At 72.8% G+C, this 19,467-nt stretch carries 15 protein-coding genes; 6 read left to right on the forward strand and 9 right to left on the reverse strand.

What is annotated here, in order from left to right; all coding sequences use genetic code 11:
• Positions 1–1,029 precede the first annotated feature (1,029 nt).
• Positions 1,030–2,442 (reverse strand): lipase maturation factor family protein, encoded by a 1,413-nt coding sequence (locus ACIBA9_RS01010; protein ID WP_399359249.1) that lies wholly within the window; start codon positions 2,440–2,442, stop codon positions 1,030–1,032.
• A gap of 171 nt (positions 2,443–2,613) precedes the next feature.
• On the opposite strand from ACIBA9_RS01010, the gene ACIBA9_RS01015 reads away from it, so the two are divergent.
• Entirely contained in the window at positions 2,614–4,683 is a 2,070-nt protein-coding gene (locus tag ACIBA9_RS01015; protein ID WP_399359250.1) for a SpoIIE family protein phosphatase, read from the forward strand.
• A 51-nt stretch (positions 4,684–4,734) separates the two neighbouring features.
• Entirely contained in the window at positions 4,735–5,598 is an 864-nt protein-coding gene (locus ACIBA9_RS01020) for an Fpg/Nei family DNA glycosylase (RefSeq protein WP_399359251.1), read from the forward strand.
• A gap of 98 nt (positions 5,599–5,696) precedes the next feature.
• Here ACIBA9_RS01020 and ACIBA9_RS01025 read toward each other — a convergent pair whose 3' ends face one another.
• From ACIBA9_RS01025 to ACIBA9_RS01035, 3 genes are all read right to left on the reverse strand, one after another.
• Entirely contained in the window at positions 5,697–6,350 is a 654-nt protein-coding gene (locus ACIBA9_RS01025) for a zf-HC2 domain-containing protein (RefSeq protein WP_399359252.1), read from the reverse strand.
• A 151-nt stretch (positions 6,351–6,501) separates the two neighbouring features.
• Complete coding sequence (locus tag ACIBA9_RS01030) at positions 6,502–7,017, reverse strand: hypothetical protein (RefSeq protein WP_362151715.1); 516 nt, start codon at positions 7,015–7,017, stop codon at positions 6,502–6,504.
• A 143-nt stretch (positions 7,018–7,160) separates the two neighbouring features.
• Complete coding sequence (locus ACIBA9_RS01035) at positions 7,161–7,730, reverse strand: sigma-70 family RNA polymerase sigma factor (RefSeq protein WP_399359253.1); 570 nt, start codon at positions 7,728–7,730, stop codon at positions 7,161–7,163.
• 216 nt (positions 7,731–7,946) lie between these two features.
• Between ACIBA9_RS01035 and ACIBA9_RS01040 the strand changes: the two genes are divergently transcribed.
• Entirely contained in the window at positions 7,947–9,089 is a 1,143-nt protein-coding gene (locus tag ACIBA9_RS01040) for a CapA family protein (RefSeq protein ID WP_399359254.1), read from the forward strand.
• On the opposite strand, the gene ACIBA9_RS01045 is transcribed toward ACIBA9_RS01040, so the two are convergent.
• Together ACIBA9_RS01045 and ACIBA9_RS01050 are read right to left on the reverse strand one after the other, a co-directional pair.
• Positions 9,090–10,514, reverse strand: coding sequence for an amino acid permease (locus ACIBA9_RS01045; RefSeq protein WP_399359255.1), 1,425 nt, complete (start codon positions 10,512–10,514; stop codon positions 9,090–9,092). It abuts the gene before it with no gap.
• A 470-nt stretch (positions 10,515–10,984) separates the two neighbouring features.
• Entirely contained in the window at positions 10,985–11,455 is a 471-nt protein-coding gene (locus ACIBA9_RS01050) for a universal stress protein (protein WP_362151705.1), read from the reverse strand.
• 90 nt (positions 11,456–11,545) lie between these two features.
• On the opposite strand from ACIBA9_RS01050, the gene lysX reads away from it, so the two are divergent.
• Both lysX and ACIBA9_RS01060 read left to right on the forward strand, forming a co-directional pair.
• Positions 11,546–14,824 (forward strand): bifunctional lysylphosphatidylglycerol synthetase/lysine--tRNA ligase LysX, encoded by a 3,279-nt coding sequence (gene lysX, locus ACIBA9_RS01055; RefSeq protein WP_399359256.1) that lies wholly within the window; start codon positions 11,546–11,548, stop codon positions 14,822–14,824.
• A 92-nt stretch (positions 14,825–14,916) separates the two neighbouring features.
• Positions 14,917–15,750: a polysaccharide deacetylase family protein gene (locus ACIBA9_RS01060; RefSeq protein ID WP_399359257.1), complete on the forward strand. Its 834-nt coding sequence runs from the start codon at positions 14,917–14,919 to the stop codon at positions 15,748–15,750.
• A 25-nt stretch (positions 15,751–15,775) separates the two neighbouring features.
• Here the strand turns inward: ACIBA9_RS01060 and ACIBA9_RS01065 are convergent, their stop codons facing one another.
• Positions 15,776–16,447 carry a class F sortase gene (locus tag ACIBA9_RS01065; protein ID WP_362151699.1) on the reverse strand — a complete coding sequence of 224 codons (672 nt, stop codon included), beginning with the start codon at positions 16,445–16,447 and terminating at the stop codon, positions 15,776–15,778.
• 332 nt (positions 16,448–16,779) lie between these two features.
• Between ACIBA9_RS01065 and ACIBA9_RS01070 the strand changes: the two genes are divergently transcribed.
• The gene (locus ACIBA9_RS01070; RefSeq protein ID WP_399359258.1) at positions 16,780–17,787 is read left to right on the forward strand and encodes a hypothetical protein; all 1,008 of its coding nucleotides are present in this window, start codon (positions 16,780–16,782) and stop codon (positions 17,785–17,787) included.
• 111 nt (positions 17,788–17,898) lie between these two features.
• On the opposite strand, the gene ACIBA9_RS01075 is transcribed toward ACIBA9_RS01070, so the two are convergent.
• Both ACIBA9_RS01075 and ACIBA9_RS01080 read right to left on the reverse strand, forming a co-directional pair.
• Entirely contained in the window at positions 17,899–18,663 is a 765-nt protein-coding gene (locus tag ACIBA9_RS01075; RefSeq protein ID WP_399359259.1) for a hypothetical protein, read from the reverse strand.
• 33 nt (positions 18,664–18,696) lie between these two features.
• Positions 18,697–18,825, reverse strand: coding sequence for a hypothetical protein (locus ACIBA9_RS01080; protein WP_362151692.1), 129 nt, complete (start codon positions 18,823–18,825; stop codon positions 18,697–18,699).
• Positions 18,826–19,467: the final 642 nt, after the last annotated feature.

Below are 19,467 nucleotides of genomic sequence, written 5' to 3' on the forward strand. Positions count from 1 at the left end.
CGGGGCTGTGCTGTGCCCGCTCCGGTCCCCTGACCATGCCCACCCGCGTCCGCTCCAGCGCTGTGCCCGCGCTGGGACTGTGCCCGCGTCGGGCCGGCACCCGTGCCACGACCGCGCTCGCGCCCGCGCCCCCGATGCCGGGGACGCGCCCTGGCCCGGCCTGCGAACGGACCGCGACCGGCTTAGGCCGCGCCGGGGACTCCGCCCGCGCCGCGCCGCGCCCGCCCCTGGATGCTTGCCCCCGGCGGGCGGCAGGACCGCGCTCATGCCAGGAGTCCGCCCCCGCCCGAGCTGCGCCCGCCCGGGCCCACCCCCAGACGGGGTGTCCGTGCCGCGCCGGGGGCTGCGCCCGCGACTCGCCCGCGCCCGGGCTGTGCCCGTGCCGCGCCGGGCCCGCGCTGAGACTGTGCCCGTGCCGCGCCGGGACTGTGCCCGCGTCGGGCCGGCACCCGTGCCACGACCGCGCTCATGCCAGGAGTCCGCCCGCGCCCGAGCTGCGCGCCCCACCCGGGCCCACCCCCAGACGGGGTGTCCGTGCCGCGCCGGGCGCTGCGCCCGCGACTCGCCCGCGCCCGGGCTGTGCCCGTGCCGCGCCGGGCCCGCGCTGGGACTGTGCCCGTGCCGCGCCGGGCCCGCGCTGAGACTGTGCCCGCGTCGCGACCGCGCTCGCGCCCGCGACCCCGATGCCGGGACTCCCCCTGGCCGGGTCTGTGAACGGACCGCGACCGGCTCAGGCCGCGCCGGGACTCCGCCCGCGCCGCGCCCGCCCCTGGATGCTTGCCCCCGGCGGGCGGCAGGACCGCGCTCATGCCAGGAGTCCGCCCGCGCCCGGGCTGCGCGCGCCCGCCGGGCCCACGCCCAGACGGGTTTCCGCGCCGTGCCGGGTCTGCGCCCGCGCGCGACCTACGCGCCTGCGACCGCACCCGCACCCGCCCCGGCGCCCGACTCGTCCGAGCCCTGTCCGCGACTGGCTCCCCGGCCGGAATGTGCTGGGCCCGCGCCCGCACCTGGGACCCCATCCGCATCTGCCTACGTTCCCTCCGTCAGCCGGGTGGGTGGCAGGTACTCGCGTACGTATGTGCGCTGCCAGTAGGCGCCCGTCCGGCGTAGTTCCTGCCAGGTGGTGTAGCGGTAGCGGAAGAGGCGGGCTCGGACGTAGCGGGGTGGGGTGTCCGGCGGGAACGGGGAGCGGCGCAGCAGTCGCAGGGTGTCGCGGTCGTTCTCCAGCAGGCGTTCCATCAGTGCGCCGAACCACTCCCCGGCATAGGCGGGCGACAGCGCGGCGAACCACATCAGCCAGTCCAGGCGGAGGTGGTAGGGCGCGTACTGGCGCGGCAGGCGCCGGGGATCGCCGGGCTTGCCCTTGAACTCGTACTCCCGCCAGTCGGAGTCCTCGCGCGGCCTGTCGTCGAGCGTGCCCTCGATCACCACCTCGTAGCGCACCCGGCTGACGCTGCCGAAGGCGCCGTAGGTGTTCACCAGGTGCAGCGGGTCGAAGGAGCGGTTCATGACCTGGCGGCGGGAGATCATGTTCAGCACCGGGCGGTGGCTCAGGAACAGCAGCAGGGCGGCGACGGCGAGGACCAGGGCCTCGTACCACCGGGGCGCCGACGGCACGGACGGCGCGGCTCCCGGCAGCCGCAGCGCGGACAGGGCCAGCACGATGGTGACCCAGTTGAGCCAGGCGAAGTTGCCGGAGAGCACCAGCCACAGCTGGGTGACGATCATCAGCGCGGCCGCCGCGGAGGCGATCGGCTGGGGAGTGAACAGCAGGAACGGCACCACCAGCTGGGTGACGTGGTTGGCGGCGACCTCCACCCGGTGCAGCGGTTTGGGCAGGTGGTGGAAGAACCAGCTCAGCGGGCCCGGCATGGGCTGGGTCTCGTGGTGGAAGTCCAGACAGGTCAGCTGCCGCCAGCAGGCGTCGCCGCGCAGCTTGATCAGCCCCGCGCCGAACTCGACCCGGAACAGGATCCAGCGCAGCAGGAACAGCACGAGGACCGGCGGGGCCACCTCGTCGTTGCCGAGGAACGCCGCGAGGAAGCCGGTCTCCAGCAGCAGCGACTCCCAGCCGAAGGAGTACCAGGTCTGGCCCACGTTGACGATCGACAGATACAGCACCCAGGGCACGAGCCACAGCAGGACGCCGCCCCACAACGGAAGTTCACCGTCCGCCCCCGCGATCAGGGCCGCCGAGACCGCGCAGCCCGCCCAGGCGCAGCCGGCGAAGAACCGGTCCGAGTAGTGCCGGTGGAACAGGCTCGGGGCCCGCCTGAACGACGTCCGCGCCAGGAAGCGGGGGATCGGCAGCATGCCGCGCTCGCCGAGCAGGGCCCGGAACTGCAGGGCGGCGGTCAGGAACGCGACGAGGTACAGGACGGCCAGGGCCCGCTGGAGAACCAACCGGCTCAGCCAGTAGTCGGGTGCGGTGAACCAGTCCACTACGGGGCGCGCCCTTTCTCGCGGCAGGATGCTCCCCGGGTTGCCCGTCACCCATCCCGTCACACGGGGGCGATGCAGACCATAGACGAGGAATCACGATCGGTGACCGACCGTGTGCGGCGCGGATACCACCGGGTCGAATTATCGGGCGAATCCTGGCAAGGTGGCCCCATGGCAGATCGGGGAGCGAGCGCCCTGTCACTCCCGGAGGACTGGCCCTCCCATCCGGACCCGATTCTCGCGCTCAACCACATGGGCAGTTTCGACTGGGACCTGGACACCGGTCTCGTCCACATGGACGCGCAGGCCCTCGCGGTGCTCGACCTGCTCCCGGAGGAGTTCGACGGCCGCCCCGAGTCCCTCGCCCCGCGGGTGCCACCCCCGGAGGCGGCCCGGCTCGACGCGGCGATCGCCCGGGCCATCAAGGACGGCAGCGAGAACTACGGCAGCTACTTCCGTATCCGCCGCCGCGACGGCACCCCGCGCTGGACACACACCCAGGGCTACATCCGGCGCGACGACTCCGGCCGCCCCCGCCGGATCGTCGGCATCGTCCGCGACGCCACCGACGAACTCGCCGACAGCACCACCCGCAGCCTGCGGGCCGCGCAGGACGAGGCCCTGCGCCGGCAGACCGACGTCGTCCAGATCATCTCCGCCGCCCTCGCCCACGCCCGCAGCGTCCAGGACGTCATCGACGTGCTCAAGGACACCCACGGCGTCCGCCACCTCGGTGCGGCCAGCCTGGTCATGGGCCTGGTCGAGGCCGGCCGTATCCGGCTCGTCGCCGAGGCCCCGCCCGGCAGCTTCATCCCCGTCAGCACCCAGGTGCACCGCATCGACGAGCCGTATCCGATGAGCGAGGTCGTCCGCACGATGCAGCCGCGGTTCATCGAGTCCCCGGAGGAGTTCGCCGAGGGCTACCCGATCCTCTGGCCCCATCTGACCGGGCTGCGCATCACCTCGGCCGCCTATCTCCCGCTGATCGCGCAGGCCCGCCCGATCGGCGCCATGGGCCTGCTCTACGACGACCGGCGCGGCTTCTCCACCGAGGAGCGCGCCGTGCTGGTCGCGCTCGGCAGCAGCATCGCGCAGAGCCTGATGCGGGCCATGCTCTACGAGCAGGAGAAGGACCTCGCCCAGGGCCTGCAGCAGGCCATGCTGCCGCGCACCATCCCGAGCGTCCAGGGCGCCGACGTCGCAGTCCGCTACCGTTCGGCCGCCCTGGGCCGGGACATCGGAGGCGACTGGTACGACCTGATCCCGCTGCCCGGCGGCCGGGTCGGCGCGGTCATCGGCGACGTCCAGGGCCACGACACGCACGCCGCCGCCGTGATGGGCCAGCTGCGGATCGTGCTGCGCGCCTACGCCGCCGAGGGCCACACCCCGGCCACCGTGATGGCCCGCGCCTCGGTCTTCCTGCACGAACTCGACACCGACCGCTTCGCCACCTGCCTGTACGCGGAGGCCGACCTGGCCACCGGAGTCGTCCAGACGGTCCGCGCCGGCCACCTCGACCCGCTGCTGCGCCACCCCGACGGCACCTGCAGCCGGGTCCGTGTCGAGGGCGGCCTCCCGCTCGGCCTGTCCGCCGAGTTCGGCCGGCTGGAGTACCCCGTGTCCACCCTCGAGCTTGATCCCGGCCACACCCTGCTGCTGTGCACCGACGGACTCGTCGAGCAGCCGGGCACCGACCTCGACGACGGAATGCGCGGCCTCGCCACGCTCGTCGGCGAGGGGCCGGCCGACGTCCACGCCCTCGCCGACCGGCTGATCCGGATGGCCGAGGAACGCGGCGGCGAGGACGACGTGGCCCTGCTCCTGCTGCGCCGCAGGGTGCCGCAGGCCCCGCGCCCGGGCGGCCGCATCCAGCAGCACGTGGCGCCCGGCGACCCGGAGGCCCTCACCCAGGCCCGGCACATGGTCCGCGCCGCCGTCCGCGCCTGGGGTGCCCGGGAGCGCGCCGACGAGATCGAACTGGTCGCGGACGAGCTGATCACCAACGCGCTGATGCACACCGAGGGGCCCGCGATCGTCACCCTGCGGTCCCTGGAGAACGGCGAACGCCGGCTGCGGATCGAGGTCGAGGACTCCTCCAGCGCCCTGCCGCGCCGCCGCGAGGCGGGGGAGGACGGCGTCTCCGGCCGTGGACTGCTCCTGGTGGACCGGTTGGCCGACATCTGGGGCGTGGAGGCGCGCGGCGGCGGCAAGGCCGTGTGGTGCGAGTTCCGGGTGCCGTAGGGCGGCCGTGCAGCGCAGGGCGTTGTCGGTGCCGGATGGCACTCTGGACGTATGCCGGAACTGCCCGAGGTAGAAGCGCTGACGGACTTCCTCACCGAGCACCTGGTCGGCCGCCGGGTGGCGCGGGTGATGCCCGTCGCCATCAGCGTGCTCAAGACGTACGACCCCCCGGTCACCGCCTTCGAGGGCGGCGAGGTGACCGCCGTGCGCCGGCACGGCAAGTTCCTGGACCTGACCGCGGACAACGGACTGCACCTGGTGACCCATCTGGCCCGGGCCGGCTGGCTGCAGTGGAGGGACCGGCTGCCCGACGGCCCGCCCAAGCCCGGCAAGGGTCCGCTGGCGCTGCGCGTGGCACTGGAGGGTGGCGAGGGCTTCGACCTCACCGAGGCCGGCACCCAGAAGCGGCTCGCGGTGTACGTGGTCCGCGACCCGCTGGAGGTCGCGGGCATCGCCCGGCTCGGCCCGGACCCGCTCGCCGACGACTTCGACGAGGAGCGTTTCGCCGCGCTGCTGAAGGCGGAGAGACGCCGGCTGAAGGGCGCGCTGCGCGATCAGTCCCTGATCGCCGGGGTGGGCAACGCCTACAGCGACGAGATCCTGCACGCGGCGAAGATGTCCCCCTTCAAGCTGGCCGCCTCCCTCACCCCGCGGGAGAGCCGGCACCTGTACCAGGCGCTGCGCGGAACACTCACCGAGGCGGTCGAGCGCTCCCGGGGGGTGGCCGCCGGGCGGCTGAAGTCCGAGAAGAAGAGCGGCCTGCGCGTCCACGGCCGCACCGGCGAACCCTGCCCGGTCTGCGGTGACACCATCCGCGAGGTCTCCTTCAGCGACTCCTCGCTGCAGTACTGCCCGACCTGTCAGACGGGCGGCAAGCCGCTGGCGGACCGCCGGCTCTCCCGCCTGCTGAAGTGAGCCCTGGCCGAGCCCCGGGTGGTCGCCGGGGTGCCGGGGGAGCCCGGGTGGCCCCGGGGGAGCCCGGGTGGCCCCGGGGGAGCCGCCGACGGGAGACCCTAGGGAGCCTTGAGGGTCACCAGGGGTCGGCCGTCCTCGGTGCGGACGTCGTAGCGGGCCACCTGGTCCGGGTGCATGGTGGAGGCGCCGAGCGCCGCGAGGGTCCCGGTGCCGGGGCCCGGCGCCCGCCAGGTGCCGACGACCTCCTCGGAGCCGTCGAGGCCCACGGCGACGAGGCGGCAGGTGTGCCGTCCGGAGGCGTCCTTGACCTGGAACCGCACCTGACTGCCCGAGTCCCGGTCGTCGGCCGCCACCTCGGCCCACACCCCGGTGCGCGGATCGGTGGCCGCGCTGACCCGCGGGGCGGGCCCGCCGGCCCCGGTGAAGGCGACGACGGCCGGTCCGGCCACGGCCAGCACCACGGACGCCGCCAGGCCGTACAGGAAGCGGCGGCGGCGCGCCCGGCCACGGTGGGCGAGGTCGCCGAGCAGCCGCTCCAGCAGCCGGGTGCCGGGCTGCGCCAGCGGAGGCACGAACCGCGGTGTGGCCCGGCGGTACAGCAGCAACTGCCGTGTGGCGGGGCCGAATTCGGTCACGTGTGCCGCACACTGGGGGCACTCCATGAGGTGGTCCTCGAAGCGGAAGGCCTCCGCCTCGTCCAGCACGCCCAGCGCGTACGCGCCGACGTCGCGATGCCTTTCCAGGGACCTCATGCCGAATCCTCGTGCCGAAGGGTGGGGGTGGGGTTACTCCGTGCTCCCACCCGTACGCAGCCGACAGCCGAATCACTCAAGCCACGCGCAGAATCCCGGACAAGAGATTCGGAGCGGCCTGGCCCGCGGATTGGTGTGAATTCCGGCCGGTTCAGAAGAGGTGGATCGCGAGGTGCCCGAGGGGCAGTCCGAGCCGCCAGGCGGGCGTCCACACCTTGGGCCCGTCGTCCTCGCCGAACACCGCGCCGCCGCCCGGCACGGCGTCCAGATCCGGCGCGAGCAGTTCGGTCTCCTCCAGCCAGCGCCAGGCGTCCGCCGCGAGCGCCAGGTCGGGCGAGGGACCGCCCGCCACGGCGTCGCGGGCGGTCAGCTCCGTCATGCGCCGGCACACCCAGTCCTGCCACGGCTGGTCGTAGGCGGTCAGCGACAGCCAGTTCTCCAGCTGCGAGATCACCCGGATGCCGGACAGCTCCCCGTCGGTGTCGGACAGGAAGACGGTCAGCGCCAGCGCGTCCCGGCCGGCCCGGAACTCGAAGGACGTCGGCGGCATCAGATCGCCGGTGCGCAGCAGTTCGTCGGCGATGTACTCGGCGTACAACCAGGCCATGGGGACGGCCAGTTCGCCGCCGCCGGTGCCGTCCGTGCTGTCGTGACCTCGGTACAGCATCCCTTCCTGCCCTTCCTCCGGTACGTGCGCGTCGCCCGAACCCCCGGACCCTGCCCTCGCCCGGAACGCGGATGAGGACAGCCCATTGCCCGGACGGGTGCCATAGCAAGGCGCTTTACCGAGGTTTGACCAGGCTGCCGGTTTCACCGCAGGTCGGCTGTGTAACCCGGCAGGACCCGGCGCAGGGCGCGCAGCGCGTAATGTGCGCGCGATTTCACGGTACCGGGTGGGATGCCCAGGGTCCGCGCCGCTTCGGCCACACTGGCCCCGAGAAAGTACACCAGCACCAGGACGTCACGGTGTTCCGGCGTGAGTGTCTTCACAGCCTCCCTGACGTCGAGCATCGCGGCTGCCCGCTCGGCGTGGTCGGCGGTCACCCGGGCGTCGTCCGGGACCGGATCGCCGACCTCGGGGGGCCGCGCCTGCCGGGCCCGCCGGGCGTCGATCGCCAGCCGTCGGGCCACCGTCAGCAGCCAGGGCCGTACCGAGTCGAAGTCGTCGGCGTGCAGTGCCTCGGGGTGCTGCCAGGCGCGCACCAGGGTCTCCTGCGCGAGGTCCTCGGCGCGTTGCCGGTCCCCGTCGCAGAGCCGGAGCAGCAGGGCGAACAGGGGCCGGCCGTGCTCGCGCTGGAGTGCTGCCAGCTCGTGCTCGGCGGTCGTCGTCCCGTGGATCGGTGAAGTCGTCCCGTGGATGAGTGAGGTTCCGGCCGTCATGGCCGTATGCCAGCGCAGGGCGCGGCCGGGGGACAGGGGGCGCACAACGCTCTGCGACGGACGGTCGATCGCGTCGGCGAACGGTTGGACAAACGGTTCGGCAGTGACACCGGACGGGCTAATGAGAGCGCTCGGACCGTTTACGGGGGGACCCAAATTCGTACCATATGCCCGTCATGGCTTTGTCGGTAAATACGAACACACTGGGGTGAGACGATGTTCGGACGCAGGCAACAGGTGGCCTTGGCCCTCACCGCAATCCTCGCGGCGGCGGCCGCCTGCCAGAACGAGGGACGGCAGGATTCCAAGCCTCCGACACCCGCCGCCGCCCGCGGCTTCACCCTCGTCGCCTCCGGCGACGTCCTGCCGCACAACTCCGTCATCGACCGGGCCTCCTTCGACGCCAACGGCCACGGCTTCGAGTTCCGGCCCATGTTCGCCGGCGTCGAACCGGTCGTCGCCCACGCCGACCTGGCGCTGTGTCACATGGAGACCGTCTACGGCGCCGACGGCGACTACGCCGGCTACCCGAAGTTCAAGTCCCCGCCGCAGATCGCCCTGGCCCTGGCCGCGACCGGCTACGACGGCTGCTCCACCGCCTCCGACCACTCGCTCGACGACGGCGCCGAGGGCATCCGGCGCACCCTCGACGCCATGGACCAGGCGGGCCTCAAACACGCCGGCACCGCCCGCAGCGAGGCCGAGGCCCGCTCGATCGCCCTGCACGAGGCGGGCTCGGCCAAGGTCGCGCACCTGGCGTACACCTTCGGCACCGACGTCGGACCGCTGCCGTCCGGACAGCCCTGGGCCGTCAACCTGATCGACCCCGACCGGGTGATCGCCGACGCCCGCGCCGCCCGGCGGGCCGGTGCCGACGTGGTCGTGGTCTCCCTGCACTGGGGCACCGAATGGCAGGACGCACCCGACCAGCTCCAGCTCGCCCTCGCCCAGCGGCTCACCGCGTCGAAGACGGGCGACCGCCCGGACATCGACCTGATCCTCGGCACCCACGCCCACGTCCCGCAGGCGTATGAGAAGGTCAACGGCACCTGGGTGGTCTACGGCATGGGCGACCAGGTCGCCGGCGAGATGTACAACCGCCAGGGTGTCCAGGACCGGCGCGGCAACGAGTCCACCCTCGGCCGCTTCACCTTCGCCCCGCCCGCCGAGCCCGGCGGCCGCTGGCAGGTAACCCGGGCCGAGTTCGTCCCGCAGCTGTACGACATCGACGCCGGCCGCGTCATCGATCTCAACCGGGCCATCGACCGGGGCTCCGACCTGCAGAGCGTGCGCGACCGGATCAGGGAGGTCGTCCTCAGCCGCGGGGCCGCCGACGACGGCCTGGCCATGGGGGAGTGATCACCGGGCGGACGGCCGCGGGGCGAGCGCCGAGCGGCGGTAGGAGTAGCCGAAGTAGATCACGCAGCCGACCACGAACCACACGGCGAACCGCACCCAGGTCTGCCACTGGAGGAACGTGATCAGCCAGACCGAGAAGACCACGCCGAGGGCGGGTACGAACGGCATCCACGGCGTACGGAAGGCGCGCGGAAGGTCGGGCTGCCGGCGGCGCAGCACGATCACCGCCGCGCACACCACGACGAACGCCAGCAGGATGCCGATGTTGGTCAGTTCGGCCGCCTCCCCGATCGGGACGAACCCCGCGATGGCGGCCGACGCCACCCCGACGATCCAGGTGACCCGGGTCGGCACGTGCCGCGTCGGGTGCGTCTTGGCGAACCACCGGGGCAGCAGCCCGTCACGGGACATCGAGAACCACACCCGGGTGACGCCCAGCATGAACGTGAACATGACGGTGAGGATGCCGATGATCGCGCCCACCGCGACCAGGTTCGCGAGGCCGCTCAGCCCCACCGAGTCGAAGGCGGTGGAAAAGCCGCTCTCCGGGTCGATGAATTTGTAGTCCTGCATGCCCGTGAGCACCAGACAGGCCGCCACGTACAGCACCATCGAGATCGCCAGCGAGTAGACGATGGCCTTCGGCATGTTCCGCTGGGCGTCCTTCGACTCCTCGGCGGCGGTCGACATCGCGTCGTAGCCGAACACGGCGAAGAACACCGTCGCCGCACCCGTGAACGCGCCGCCCACCCCGAACGGGAAGAACGGGTGGTAGTGCGCGGTGTCGATGTGGAACACGCCCACCGCGATCACCACCAGCACCACCAGCACCTTGAGCGCGACCACGACCGTCTCGAACCGGGCCGCGCTGCGCATGCCCAGGTTGAGCAGCCACGCGATCAGCAGGCACAGCACGGCCGCGAACAGGTCGACGCGGTGGCCGTGGCCGGTGCCCGGCGCGCCCTGCAGCCAGTCGGGCAGATCGGCGCCCAGGTTCTCCACCAGGAAGCCGAAGTAGCCGGAGATCCCGATCGCCACCACGGCCACGATCGCCGTGTACTCCAGCAGCAGGTCCCAGCCGATGAGCCAGCCCACGAACTCGCCGAGCACCGCGTAGCCGTAGGTGTAGGCCGAACCCGCCTTCGGGATCAACCCCGCGAACTCGGCGTACGACAGCGCGGCGCAGGCGCTCGCCACGCCGGCGATCAGGAAGGACACCAGCACCGCCGGGCCGGCCGTCTCATGGGCCACCGTGCCGGCCAGTGTGAAGATGCCCGCGCCGATGATGCCGCCCACGCCGATCGCGGTGAGCTGCCAGAGCCCCAGCGACTTGTCCAGACCGGCGCCCTCACCGGGTTCCGGCTCCTCGATGTGTTCGATGGGTTTGCGGCGGAGAATCCCCTCACCCATACGGAGCCCGGGCATGCGCCTCACCTCTTCACCGACGGCAAACGGCTGACGGCGGATCATGATGTCTCAGGGTCGCCCGGCACGGAAGACGCCACGCACGTCCCGGCCCGCTACGTCCGGGACCCGGTCCGGACCGGCGCGCGGGACGTGGGGCCCGGCCACGACCCGGGCCGCCCCTGCCCGCGGACCGCGCTCCGCGGCCTGTCCGTCGGCCCGTTCGGGTCGGTGACCATGGCGGGGCGCTATAGGGGCCGGCCCTCGCGCTGCCCTCTCGGTGCGGCCCGCCCGCCTCGGCGCCCGCGCCGCGAGGTCGGCCCGATCACGTCTGTCGGCGTGTTCACCCCCGTGCTCTGGCCGAGCCTCTCGATCCGCCCCCGGCCGACCGGGTGGCCCGGTCACCGCCCAGGCCGCGACCGCCGTGAGGCATACCGGCCACCCTCGCCGTCCCGCGCTCGCCCGGGCCGGGGTGCTGCCGCCCGGCCGCCTTACGGAACGACCGTCACCGGCCAGCGCCCCGCCTTCACCAGCCGGATCGCCACCGAGCCGATGATCCGGTGCCCGGCCTGCTCCGAGGCGCCCACCACCACCGCGTCCGCCTTGAGTTCGTCGGCCGCCTTCACCAGACCGTTGAACGGGTCGCCGCGGAAGGTGTGGAACTCCCACCGGATCTCGAATATCCCCCGGACCCGCTCCGTCGCCTCCCGGATGTAGGCGACCAGGTCCTCGGCGATCTCGTCGGTCGTCTCCGCCACCGGCGCCCCGAGCGCCGCACCGGCCGCCAGCACCGGCTGCACGTACACCACGGCCAGCAGCGCGTGCTGGCGCCGGGCCAGCCCGCCCGCGTAGGCGGCGGCCCGCAGTGAGGAGTCGGAGCCGTCCACCCCGACCAGGACGACCTTCGGGCCGTCCGTCCCCCGCTCGAACCGGTGCGCATGCTGCTCGTGCTGTTCCGTCACGGCCGTGAGGCTATCGGAACCGGCGCTTCCAGCCGAGCCGCGGGGCCGCTCGACGGGCGAGCGGCCCCGCCCCTTCCTACAGTCGGAACCATGACCGCCACCGCGGAGCCCCCCGCACGCAGGGCCGCCGGGGCCCCGGCACGCCCTCCCGCCGGCGGACGCCTCGGCTGGGTGCCGGAGGCCTTCGCGACCCTCTTCGCCGCACTCGGCCTGCTGTGCGCGCTGCTCTCGTTCATCGCCCCGCTGCGCAGCGGACTGCTCCCCGTCGTCCGCACCCTCGATCTGCTCCTGATCCCCATCCGCGCCAACCTCGCCTACGCCGTCTTCCTGTTCCTGCTGGCCGGCGCCACCGCCGCCCGTAAGAAGGTCGCCTGGTGGCTGGTGGTCGTCTACCTCGGCCTGCTGGTCCTCACCGACGCCCTCGGAGCGGCCCTCGGCCTGTACGCGCGATCGCTGCCGTCCCTGGTGCTGTGCGGGCTGCTGCTGCTCGTGCTGGTCGTCGCCCGCGGGGAGTTCTACGGCGCCTCCCGGCGCGGTGCCCTGCGCCGGGCCCTCGGCGTGCTGCTGGCCGGTCTGGTCACCGCGATCCTGCTGGGATGGGGGCTGGTGTCGCTGTTCCCCGGCTCCCTGCCGGAGGGGCAGCACCTGGCCTGGGCGGCCGACCGGGTCTGCGGCGGACTGGTCTCCAGCGCCTCCTTCGACGGCCGTCCGCCGCGCCAGATCACCTTCGTCCTCGGCCTGCTCGGCGCGCTCGCGCTGCTGAACGCCGCCGCCGCGCTGTTCCGCTCCCAGCGGCTGGAGGCCGCTCTGCACGGAGACGAGGAGGCCCGTATCCGCGCCCTCCTCGCGGCCTACGGCGAACGCGACTCCCTCGGCTACTTCGCCACCCGCCGGGACAAGGCCGTCGTCTTCTCGCCCAGCGGCAAGGCCGCCGTCACCTACCGGGTCGAGGCGGGGGTGTGCCTGGCCAGCGGCGACCCCGTCGGCGACCGCGAGGCCTGGCCGCGCGCCATCGAGGCGTGGCTGGACGTGGCCCGCCGGCACGCCTGGGCACCCGCCGTGATGGGCGCCTCCGAGGACGGCGCCCGCGCCTACGCCCGCGCCGGGCTCGGCGCCCTGCAACTCGGCGACGAGGCGATCGTGCACGTGGCCTCCTTCGACCTGGACGGCCGGGACATGCGGGTCACCCGGCAGGCCGTGCACCGGGTCCGCCGCACCGGCGCCACCTGCCGGGTCCGCCGCCACGCCACGCTCACCGAGCGGGAGATGGAGGAGATCGTCGGCAAGGCCGACGCCTGGCGCGACACCGAGACCGAACGCGGCTTCTCCATGGCCCTGGACCGGCTCGGCGACCCCGCCGACGGCGACTGCCTGCTCGTGGAGGCCCTCGGGGACGACGGCCGGCTCCTGGCGCTGCTCTCCTTCGTGCCCTGGGGCCGCGAGGGCGTCTCGCTGGACCTGATGCGCCGTGACCGCGCCGCACCCAACGGGGTGATGGAGTTCATGGTCGCCGAACTGTGCGCCGTCGCACCCAGACTCGGCGTGCGGCGGATCTCGCTGAACTTCGCCGTCTTCCGGTCCGTCTTCGAGGAGGGCGCCCGCATCGGCGCCGGGCCCGTCCTGCGGCTCTGGCGCCGGCTGCTGCTGTTCTTCTCCCGCTGGTGGCAACTGGAGGCCCTGTACCGCTCCAACGCCAAGTACCGCCCCGAGTGGTACCCACGCTTCATCTGCTACGGCGAGACCGCCTCCCTCGCCCGCATCGGCCTCGCCTCCGGCATCGCCGAGGGATTCGTGTCCGTACCTTCCTTGCGCAAACTCTGGGGAAAGGGGCACCCGAAGAACGGGCAGCGGCCCGCCACGACCGAGGGACTGCCGCCCCTGACGGCGCTCGGCCTCGACGGAGGGGACCAGACCGGGCCCGCGGCCCCGGGCGCGGGCCTGCCCGATCAGGTCCGCGTCCGGCACCGCCGACTCGACCGGCTGCGGGCGGCCGGCACCGACCCCTACCCCGTCGGCGTCCCGGCCCCCACCCACGCCCTCGCCGACCTCCCGCCCGACGCGGACGTCACCGTGGCCGGACGCGTCATGCTGGTCCGCGACTTCGGCGGCATCGTCTTCGCGGTGCTGCGCGACTGGTCCGGCGACCACCAGATCGCCCTCACCCGCGACGGCTGCGGCCCCGCCCTCGACCGCTTCACCGCCGATGTCGACATCGGAGACCACATCAGCGCCACCGGCCACACCCGACCGAGCGACCGGGGCGAACCGACCGTCTTCGTCACCGACTGGCGGCTCACCGGCAAATGCCTGCGCCCGCTGCCCGACAAACGACGCGGGCTCACCGACCCCGAGGCCAAGGTCCGCCGCCGCTACCTCGACCTCGCCACCAGCCCCGACGCCCGCGCCGTGCTCCGCGCCCGCTCCGCCGCCGTGCACGCCCTGCGCCAGGGCCTGCTGGAGCGCGGCTACATCGAGGTCGAGACGCCGATGCTCCAGCAGATCCACGGCGGGGCCAACGCCCGCCCCTTCACCACCCACATCAACGCCTACGACCTCGACCTGTATCTGCGCATCGCACCCGAGCTGTATCTGAAGCGGCTGTGCGTCGGCGGCCTGGAGAAGGTGTTCGAACTGGGCCGCACCTTCCGCAACGAGGGCGTCTCCTACAAGCACAACCCCGAGTTCACGATGCTGGAGGCCTACCAGGCCCACGCCGACTACGACGTCATGCTCGACCTCGTCCGCGAGCTCGTCCAGGGCGCGGCGACCGCCGCCTTCGGCTCCCCGGTGGCCCGCAGGAACGGCGAGGAGTACGACATCTCCGGGGCCTGGCCGGTGAAGACGGTGTACGGGGCGATCTCCGAGGCGCTGGGCGAGGAGATCGGCCCCGGCACCGAACTGCTGCGGCTGCACCGGCTGTGCGACCGCGCCGGCGTGCCCTACACCGCCGACGACGGGCCCGGTGACGTCGTGCTGGAGATGTACGAGCGGCTCGTCGAGGAACGGACCCGGATGCCCACCTTCTACAAGGACTTCCCGACCGGCGTCTCCCCGCTCGCCCGGCAGCACCGCAGCGACCCCCGGCTCGCCGAGCGCTGGGACCTGGTCGCCTTCGGCACCGAACTCGGCACCGCCTACTCGGAGCTGACCGACCCCGTCGAACAGCGCCGACGCCTGACCGCGCAGTCACTGCTGGCCGCGGGCGGCGACCCGGAGGCCATGGAACTGGACGAGGACTTCCTGCAGGCCCTCGAATACGCGATGCCCCCGACCGGCGGACTCGGCGTCGGCGTCGACCGGCTCGTCATGTTCCTCACCGGCCTGACGATCCGTGAGACGCTCCCGTTCCCCCTCGTACGGCGGCGCTGACCCCCTCGCGCACTGCTCCGTCCGGGTGTATTCGCGCCGCCGCACCGGTGCCGTTGTGGTGCGCCGGAGCCTGATGGGGCGACTGATGAGTCATGCAGAAGGATCAGTTGTTCACGCGACGCCGGATGCTCCTCGCCGGCGGCGCCGCCGTAGGGGCCGCGGGCACGGCCGGCGCCATCCTGGCGGCCGGTGGCGAGGAGGCCGCCCGGCCCGTGGCCCCCGTCGCCGGTCCGCAGGCCCGCCAGGCGCTCAAACCCTCCGCCTTCCGGCTCCAGCCGCTCACCGGATACGGCCCGCCGCGCGCCGCCCCGCGCAAGCTGAAGGCGCGCACGGAACCCATCCTGCAGATCTCCGGGCGCGGCCGCCGCATGATGCTCACCTTCGATGACGGCCCCAACCCCGAGTACACCCCGCACATCCTCGACACCCTCGAGAAGTACGACGTCAGGGCCATGTTCTTCGTGTGCGGCGAGTGCGTCGTCGACAACAGGGAACTGCTGGCCCGGATGGCCGAGGCGGGCCATGTCGTCGGCAACCACACCTGGACGCACCCGCTGCTGACGACCCTCGCCCGCAAGGAGATCCGCTCCGAGATGGAGCGCACCAGCGACGTCATCGAGGACACCTACGGGGAGCGCCCCCAGTGGTTCCGCGCCCCCTACGGCGCCTGGAACCGGGCGGCGTTCCAGCTGGGGGCCGACATGGGCATGGAGCCGATGGCCTGGACCGTGGACACCACCGACTGGGAAGTGCCCGGCACCGACACCATCATCGACCGGGTGGAGGGCGGCGCCGCCCCCGGTGTCGTGGTGCTCTCCCACGACGCCGGGGGCGACCGCACGGAGACGGTCCGGGCGATCCGCGAGTGGCTCCCCTACCTGCTCGACTCCGGATACCACCTCACCGTGCCGCCCCGCCGAACCTGACGAGACCCTCGCCCGCCCGGCCGCCTCAGGCGACGGCGACCAGGCGGGCGAAGGCGACGACGTTGCCGTCATAGCCGTTCTGCTTCGAGAAACCGCCACCGCAGGTGATCACCCGCAGTTCCGGGGCCCCCTTCGAGCCGTACACCCGGTCGCCGGGGAATCCGCTCTTGGAGAAGACCTCGACGCCGTAGATCTCGAACACCGCGGTCTTCCCGTCCTGGCGCCGGACCTCGATCCGGTTTCCCTTCTTCAGCGCCCCCAGGCCGTAGAAGACGGCCGGACCCTTCTGGTTGTCGACGTGCCCCACGATGACCGCCGTGCCCTTCTCGCCCGGGGAGACCGCACCGGTGAACCAGCCCGCCAGATTCGGATCGTCCGGCGGGGGCGCGCTCACCCAGCCGTTGGCGTCCAGCCCGACCGGCATCACCGGGGCGTCGACGTGGATCGCCGGGATCCGGATCCGGTCGGCGGCGGAGAACGCCAGCGTGGCGGCCGCCGTGGCGACCGGGCTCGGGGTGGCGCGGGTGTCCGGTGCCGCCGCCGAGGCCGGCTGCGGGGGGCCTGCGTCGAACTCCCCCGAACCGTTCCGGATGAGCGCCAGGCCGGTCAGCAGAACAAGCGCTATCACGCCCCAGGGAGCGCGCTTGCGCCGCCGCTCCTCCTCTTCCGCAAGCTCCGCCAGCTCGGACGCGTACATTCGTCATCCCCTCTCGACGTGGCCGCCGCCACGTCCGTCGCGCATGGGAAAACGCTAAGTCCCGCGCGCGCGACGGGCGACGGGGCGACGGGCGAACGGGTGGCCGGACGCTTTCCCGGTGCGCCATCCGAGTTGCCGTCTCCAGGAATTTTCTGACGGTCCGTGACCTGCGGCAATATCCGATTGTGTGGTTTTCGTTCGGCGTGTCGCCTCACCAGGACGGACCATTCTCGAAATGCGGGCGTGTTCCGGGCGTCTGAGGGTCTTTCCGGGAGGTGTTTTCTCGCCGATCGACCGGGGACGGGACCCGGGCGCCTCCCGCGGAGGATCACATGCGAAACCAACGTGCCCTGGCGGCCGCGTGCGCCGCGGTCGCCGCGATCGGGTTCGCCGCCCCCGTGGCCGTCGCGGACGGCATGGGCAACGGGGGCGGCCCGAGCACCACGAACAACAACGGCGGGGTCATCGTTCCGGGCACCGGAGTCGGTGGCGTCGGGGGCATCGGTGGCGTCGGTGGCGTCGGCGTCATCGGGGGTGTCGGTGGCGTCGGCGGTGTCGGGGGCATCGGAGGGGTCGGTGGCGTCGGGAACGGCAACGGATTCGGCAACGGGAACGGCAACTTCGGCAACGGCAACTTCGGCAACGGCAACTTCGGCAACGGCAACGGCAACGGCTTCGGAAACCGGAACCAGAACGGCCACGGGAACGGCGCGGGCAACGGCAACGGCCATAATGACAACTTCGGCCGGGGGGACAACTCCGGCCGGGGGGACAACTTCGGCCGGGGGGACGACTTCGGCCGTGGCGACAACTTCGGCCATGGCGACAACTTCGGCGGTGACGACTTCGGCCGGGGCGACGATTTCGGCCGCGGTGACGACTTCGGCCGGGGCGACGATTTCGGCCGTGGTGACAACTTCGGCGGTGACGACTTCGGCCGGGGCGACAGTCCGCGCAACATCGTCGCCCGGCCCGGCGTGGTCGCCGCGGGCGGTCGGCTCAGCGTCACCGTCGACGGCTGCCGGGGCGGCGCGATGGCCTCCCGCGCCTTCCGCACCACGCCGCTGGCGCCGTTGCGCCGCAACGTCGCCCGGGGCGTCGTCTTCGTCGACCGCGGCGCCCGCCCCGGCCGGTACGACATCACCGTCCGCTGCGACGGCCTCACGTTGACCCGCCCGAGGGCCTTCGCCGTGCTCGGCGGTGTGCAGGGTGGCCTCGGCGGCAGCAGGACCGGCGGTGCGACGACCGCGGACATGGCCATCGGCGGTGGCCTGGTGGCGCTGGCCGTGCTCGGCGGTGGCGTGTTCTGGGTGCGCCGCCGGCAGGAGAGGCGCGTCTGAGCCCGTCGCGGCCGTCGGCCACGGCACGGTACGGCACGGCACACACGCGCGCACAGGTCTGGGCCCCGGTACCTCGTGGGCACCGGGGCCGAGGCCTGTGCGTGTGGCCGATCAGGACGTGATGTTCGGGAACAGGTTCAGAAACGGTTCCGCGTTCACCGCGATGCCCCGGCTGTAGGGGGCGTCGAAGTCCCAGATCAGGAACAGCATGAAGGCGATGGTCGCGGAGAAGAGCCCGGCGAGGATCAACTCACGCCGGGTTCGCCGGATCTGCAGGGCGAACACCATGCCGATGGTGATCAACGCTCCGGTGAGCAGCCCCCACCACACCACCGGCGGCATGGTGGCCCCCGTCGAGTCGGCGCGCGCGTTGCGGGCCTGGTCGGCGGCGGCCATCTGGTCCAGCAGCGGCTGGTAGGCCTGCGCTTCGAAATCGGTCTTGGGCTGGTAGTCGGTGACGTCCTCGCGGATCCTCTGCAGCAGTTCGGTGCCGCGGTCGGTGATCTGTCCGTCGTGCTCCATCCGCTTCCACTCGGTGTGCACGACGTAGCTCGCGTAGGCGTTGATGTCCTCCCGGATGCGGTCACGGACGTCGGGCGGGTAGACCCGGACCCTCGCCGAGATCTCGTGCAACGCCTGGGCCTCCGCCTGCACATGGTCCTGGGCGGAGCTGCGGGCCTCCCACACGCCCGCGATGGCCAGACCGAGGACGATGGCGTACACGACGCCGATCCACATGGTCATGTACTCGATGACGTCCGGGGTCTCGCTGGGGTCCTCGTCCTCGGGGGCCCTCTTGTGCCGTACGACGGTGACGATCACCACCACGGCACAGGCCCCCAGCATGGCAAGGACGAGAACAAGCCAATCCGACAACGGGTGCCTCCTGAGATGAACGGGGCCGGCGCGTCAGCGCGGGCGGAGCGCGGCGACGGCGACGATCGCCGGAACGGTGATGAGCAGGACGTAGGTGACCGGTGTGGTGTGGCGCTGTGGGTGGTGGCTGACGGCGTGCGGGTGGTACACGGGGTAGCTCACCGGGATCGCCGAGGGTCGGGGCGCCGGTTTCGGCGGAGGCTTCGGCTTCGGCTTGGCTACCTGTCTGGGCTCGGGTGCCGGGGGCGCGGGGGGCGGAGGCGTCGGCCTCGGGGGCGGGGGTGCGGGCGGCGCGGGGGCGGGCTTCGGGGGCGGCTTCGGCGCGGGGGGCCTCGGTGTCGGTCTCGGCCTCGGCGGAGGTGGCGGTTTCGGCGGCGGTGGAGTCGGGGTCGGGGTTGGGGTCGGTGTCGGGGTGGGCGTGGGCGGACACGGCGGCGGGGGCGGCTTCGGGCAGGGCGGGGGAGGGGGCCAGTGATGGCCGCCGGCGTAGGCCACCGCCACCGTGCCGTCCGGTCCCGTCGAGGCGTACGCGCAGGCGTCGGCCGACGCGCTGCCGACGGGGCAGCCCACGAGCGTCCAGGTCAGCGTCACCAGAGCCAACGCCCTTGCGGCCGGCGCGCGTCGGGTCACTTCGGGTCCATGCACGACGAGATCATGGGCTGCGAAACGCGGTCGTACCCCGTTGTGCGCCGGGAATGCTCCGAAGGAGGGACATGGTGCGATCAATCGTTTGACCTGCCGAATGGTGCCGCCTGTCGCGATCCGTACACCAGTGCGGGTCTGCGACGGTGGAGCGAGCGGCGG

It is taken from the genome of Streptomyces sp. NPDC051452, assembly GCF_044454765.1.
GTDB lineage: Bacteria > Actinomycetota > Actinomycetes > Streptomycetales > Streptomycetaceae > Streptomyces.

What these genes read in the sequence shown, in the direction of transcription:
- ACIBA9_RS01015 (WP_399359250.1), top strand. Translation starts at nt 2,614, where the DNA reads ATGGCAGATCGGGGAGCGAGCGCCCTGTCACTCCCGGAGGACTGGCCC.
- ACIBA9_RS01020 (WP_399359251.1), top strand. Translation starts at nt 4,735, where the DNA reads ATGCCGGAACTGCCCGAGGTAGAAGCGCTGACGGACTTCCTCACCGAG.
- ACIBA9_RS01025 (WP_399359252.1), bottom strand. Translation starts at nt 6,350, where the DNA reads ATGAGGTCCCTGGAAAGGCATCGCGACGTCGGCGCGTACGCGCTGGGC.
- ACIBA9_RS01030 (WP_362151715.1), bottom strand. Translation starts at nt 7,017, where the DNA reads ATGCTGTACCGAGGTCACGACAGCACGGACGGCACCGGCGGCGGCGAA.
- ACIBA9_RS01035 (WP_399359253.1), bottom strand. Translation starts at nt 7,730, where the DNA reads ATGACGGCCGGAACCTCACTCATCCACGGGACGACTTCACCGATCCAC.
- ACIBA9_RS01040 (WP_399359254.1), top strand. Translation starts at nt 7,947, where the DNA reads ATGTTCGGACGCAGGCAACAGGTGGCCTTGGCCCTCACCGCAATCCTC.
- ACIBA9_RS01045 (WP_399359255.1), bottom strand. Translation starts at nt 10,514, where the DNA reads ATGCCCGGGCTCCGTATGGGTGAGGGGATTCTCCGCCGCAAACCCATC.
- lysX (WP_399359256.1), top strand. Translation starts at nt 11,546, where the DNA reads ATGACCGCCACCGCGGAGCCCCCCGCACGCAGGGCCGCCGGGGCCCCG.
- ACIBA9_RS01060 (WP_399359257.1), top strand. Translation starts at nt 14,917, where the DNA reads ATGCAGAAGGATCAGTTGTTCACGCGACGCCGGATGCTCCTCGCCGGC.
- ACIBA9_RS01065 (WP_362151699.1), bottom strand. Translation starts at nt 16,447, where the DNA reads ATGTACGCGTCCGAGCTGGCGGAGCTTGCGGAAGAGGAGGAGCGGCGG.
- ACIBA9_RS01070 (WP_399359258.1), top strand. Translation starts at nt 16,780, where the DNA reads ATGCGAAACCAACGTGCCCTGGCGGCCGCGTGCGCCGCGGTCGCCGCG.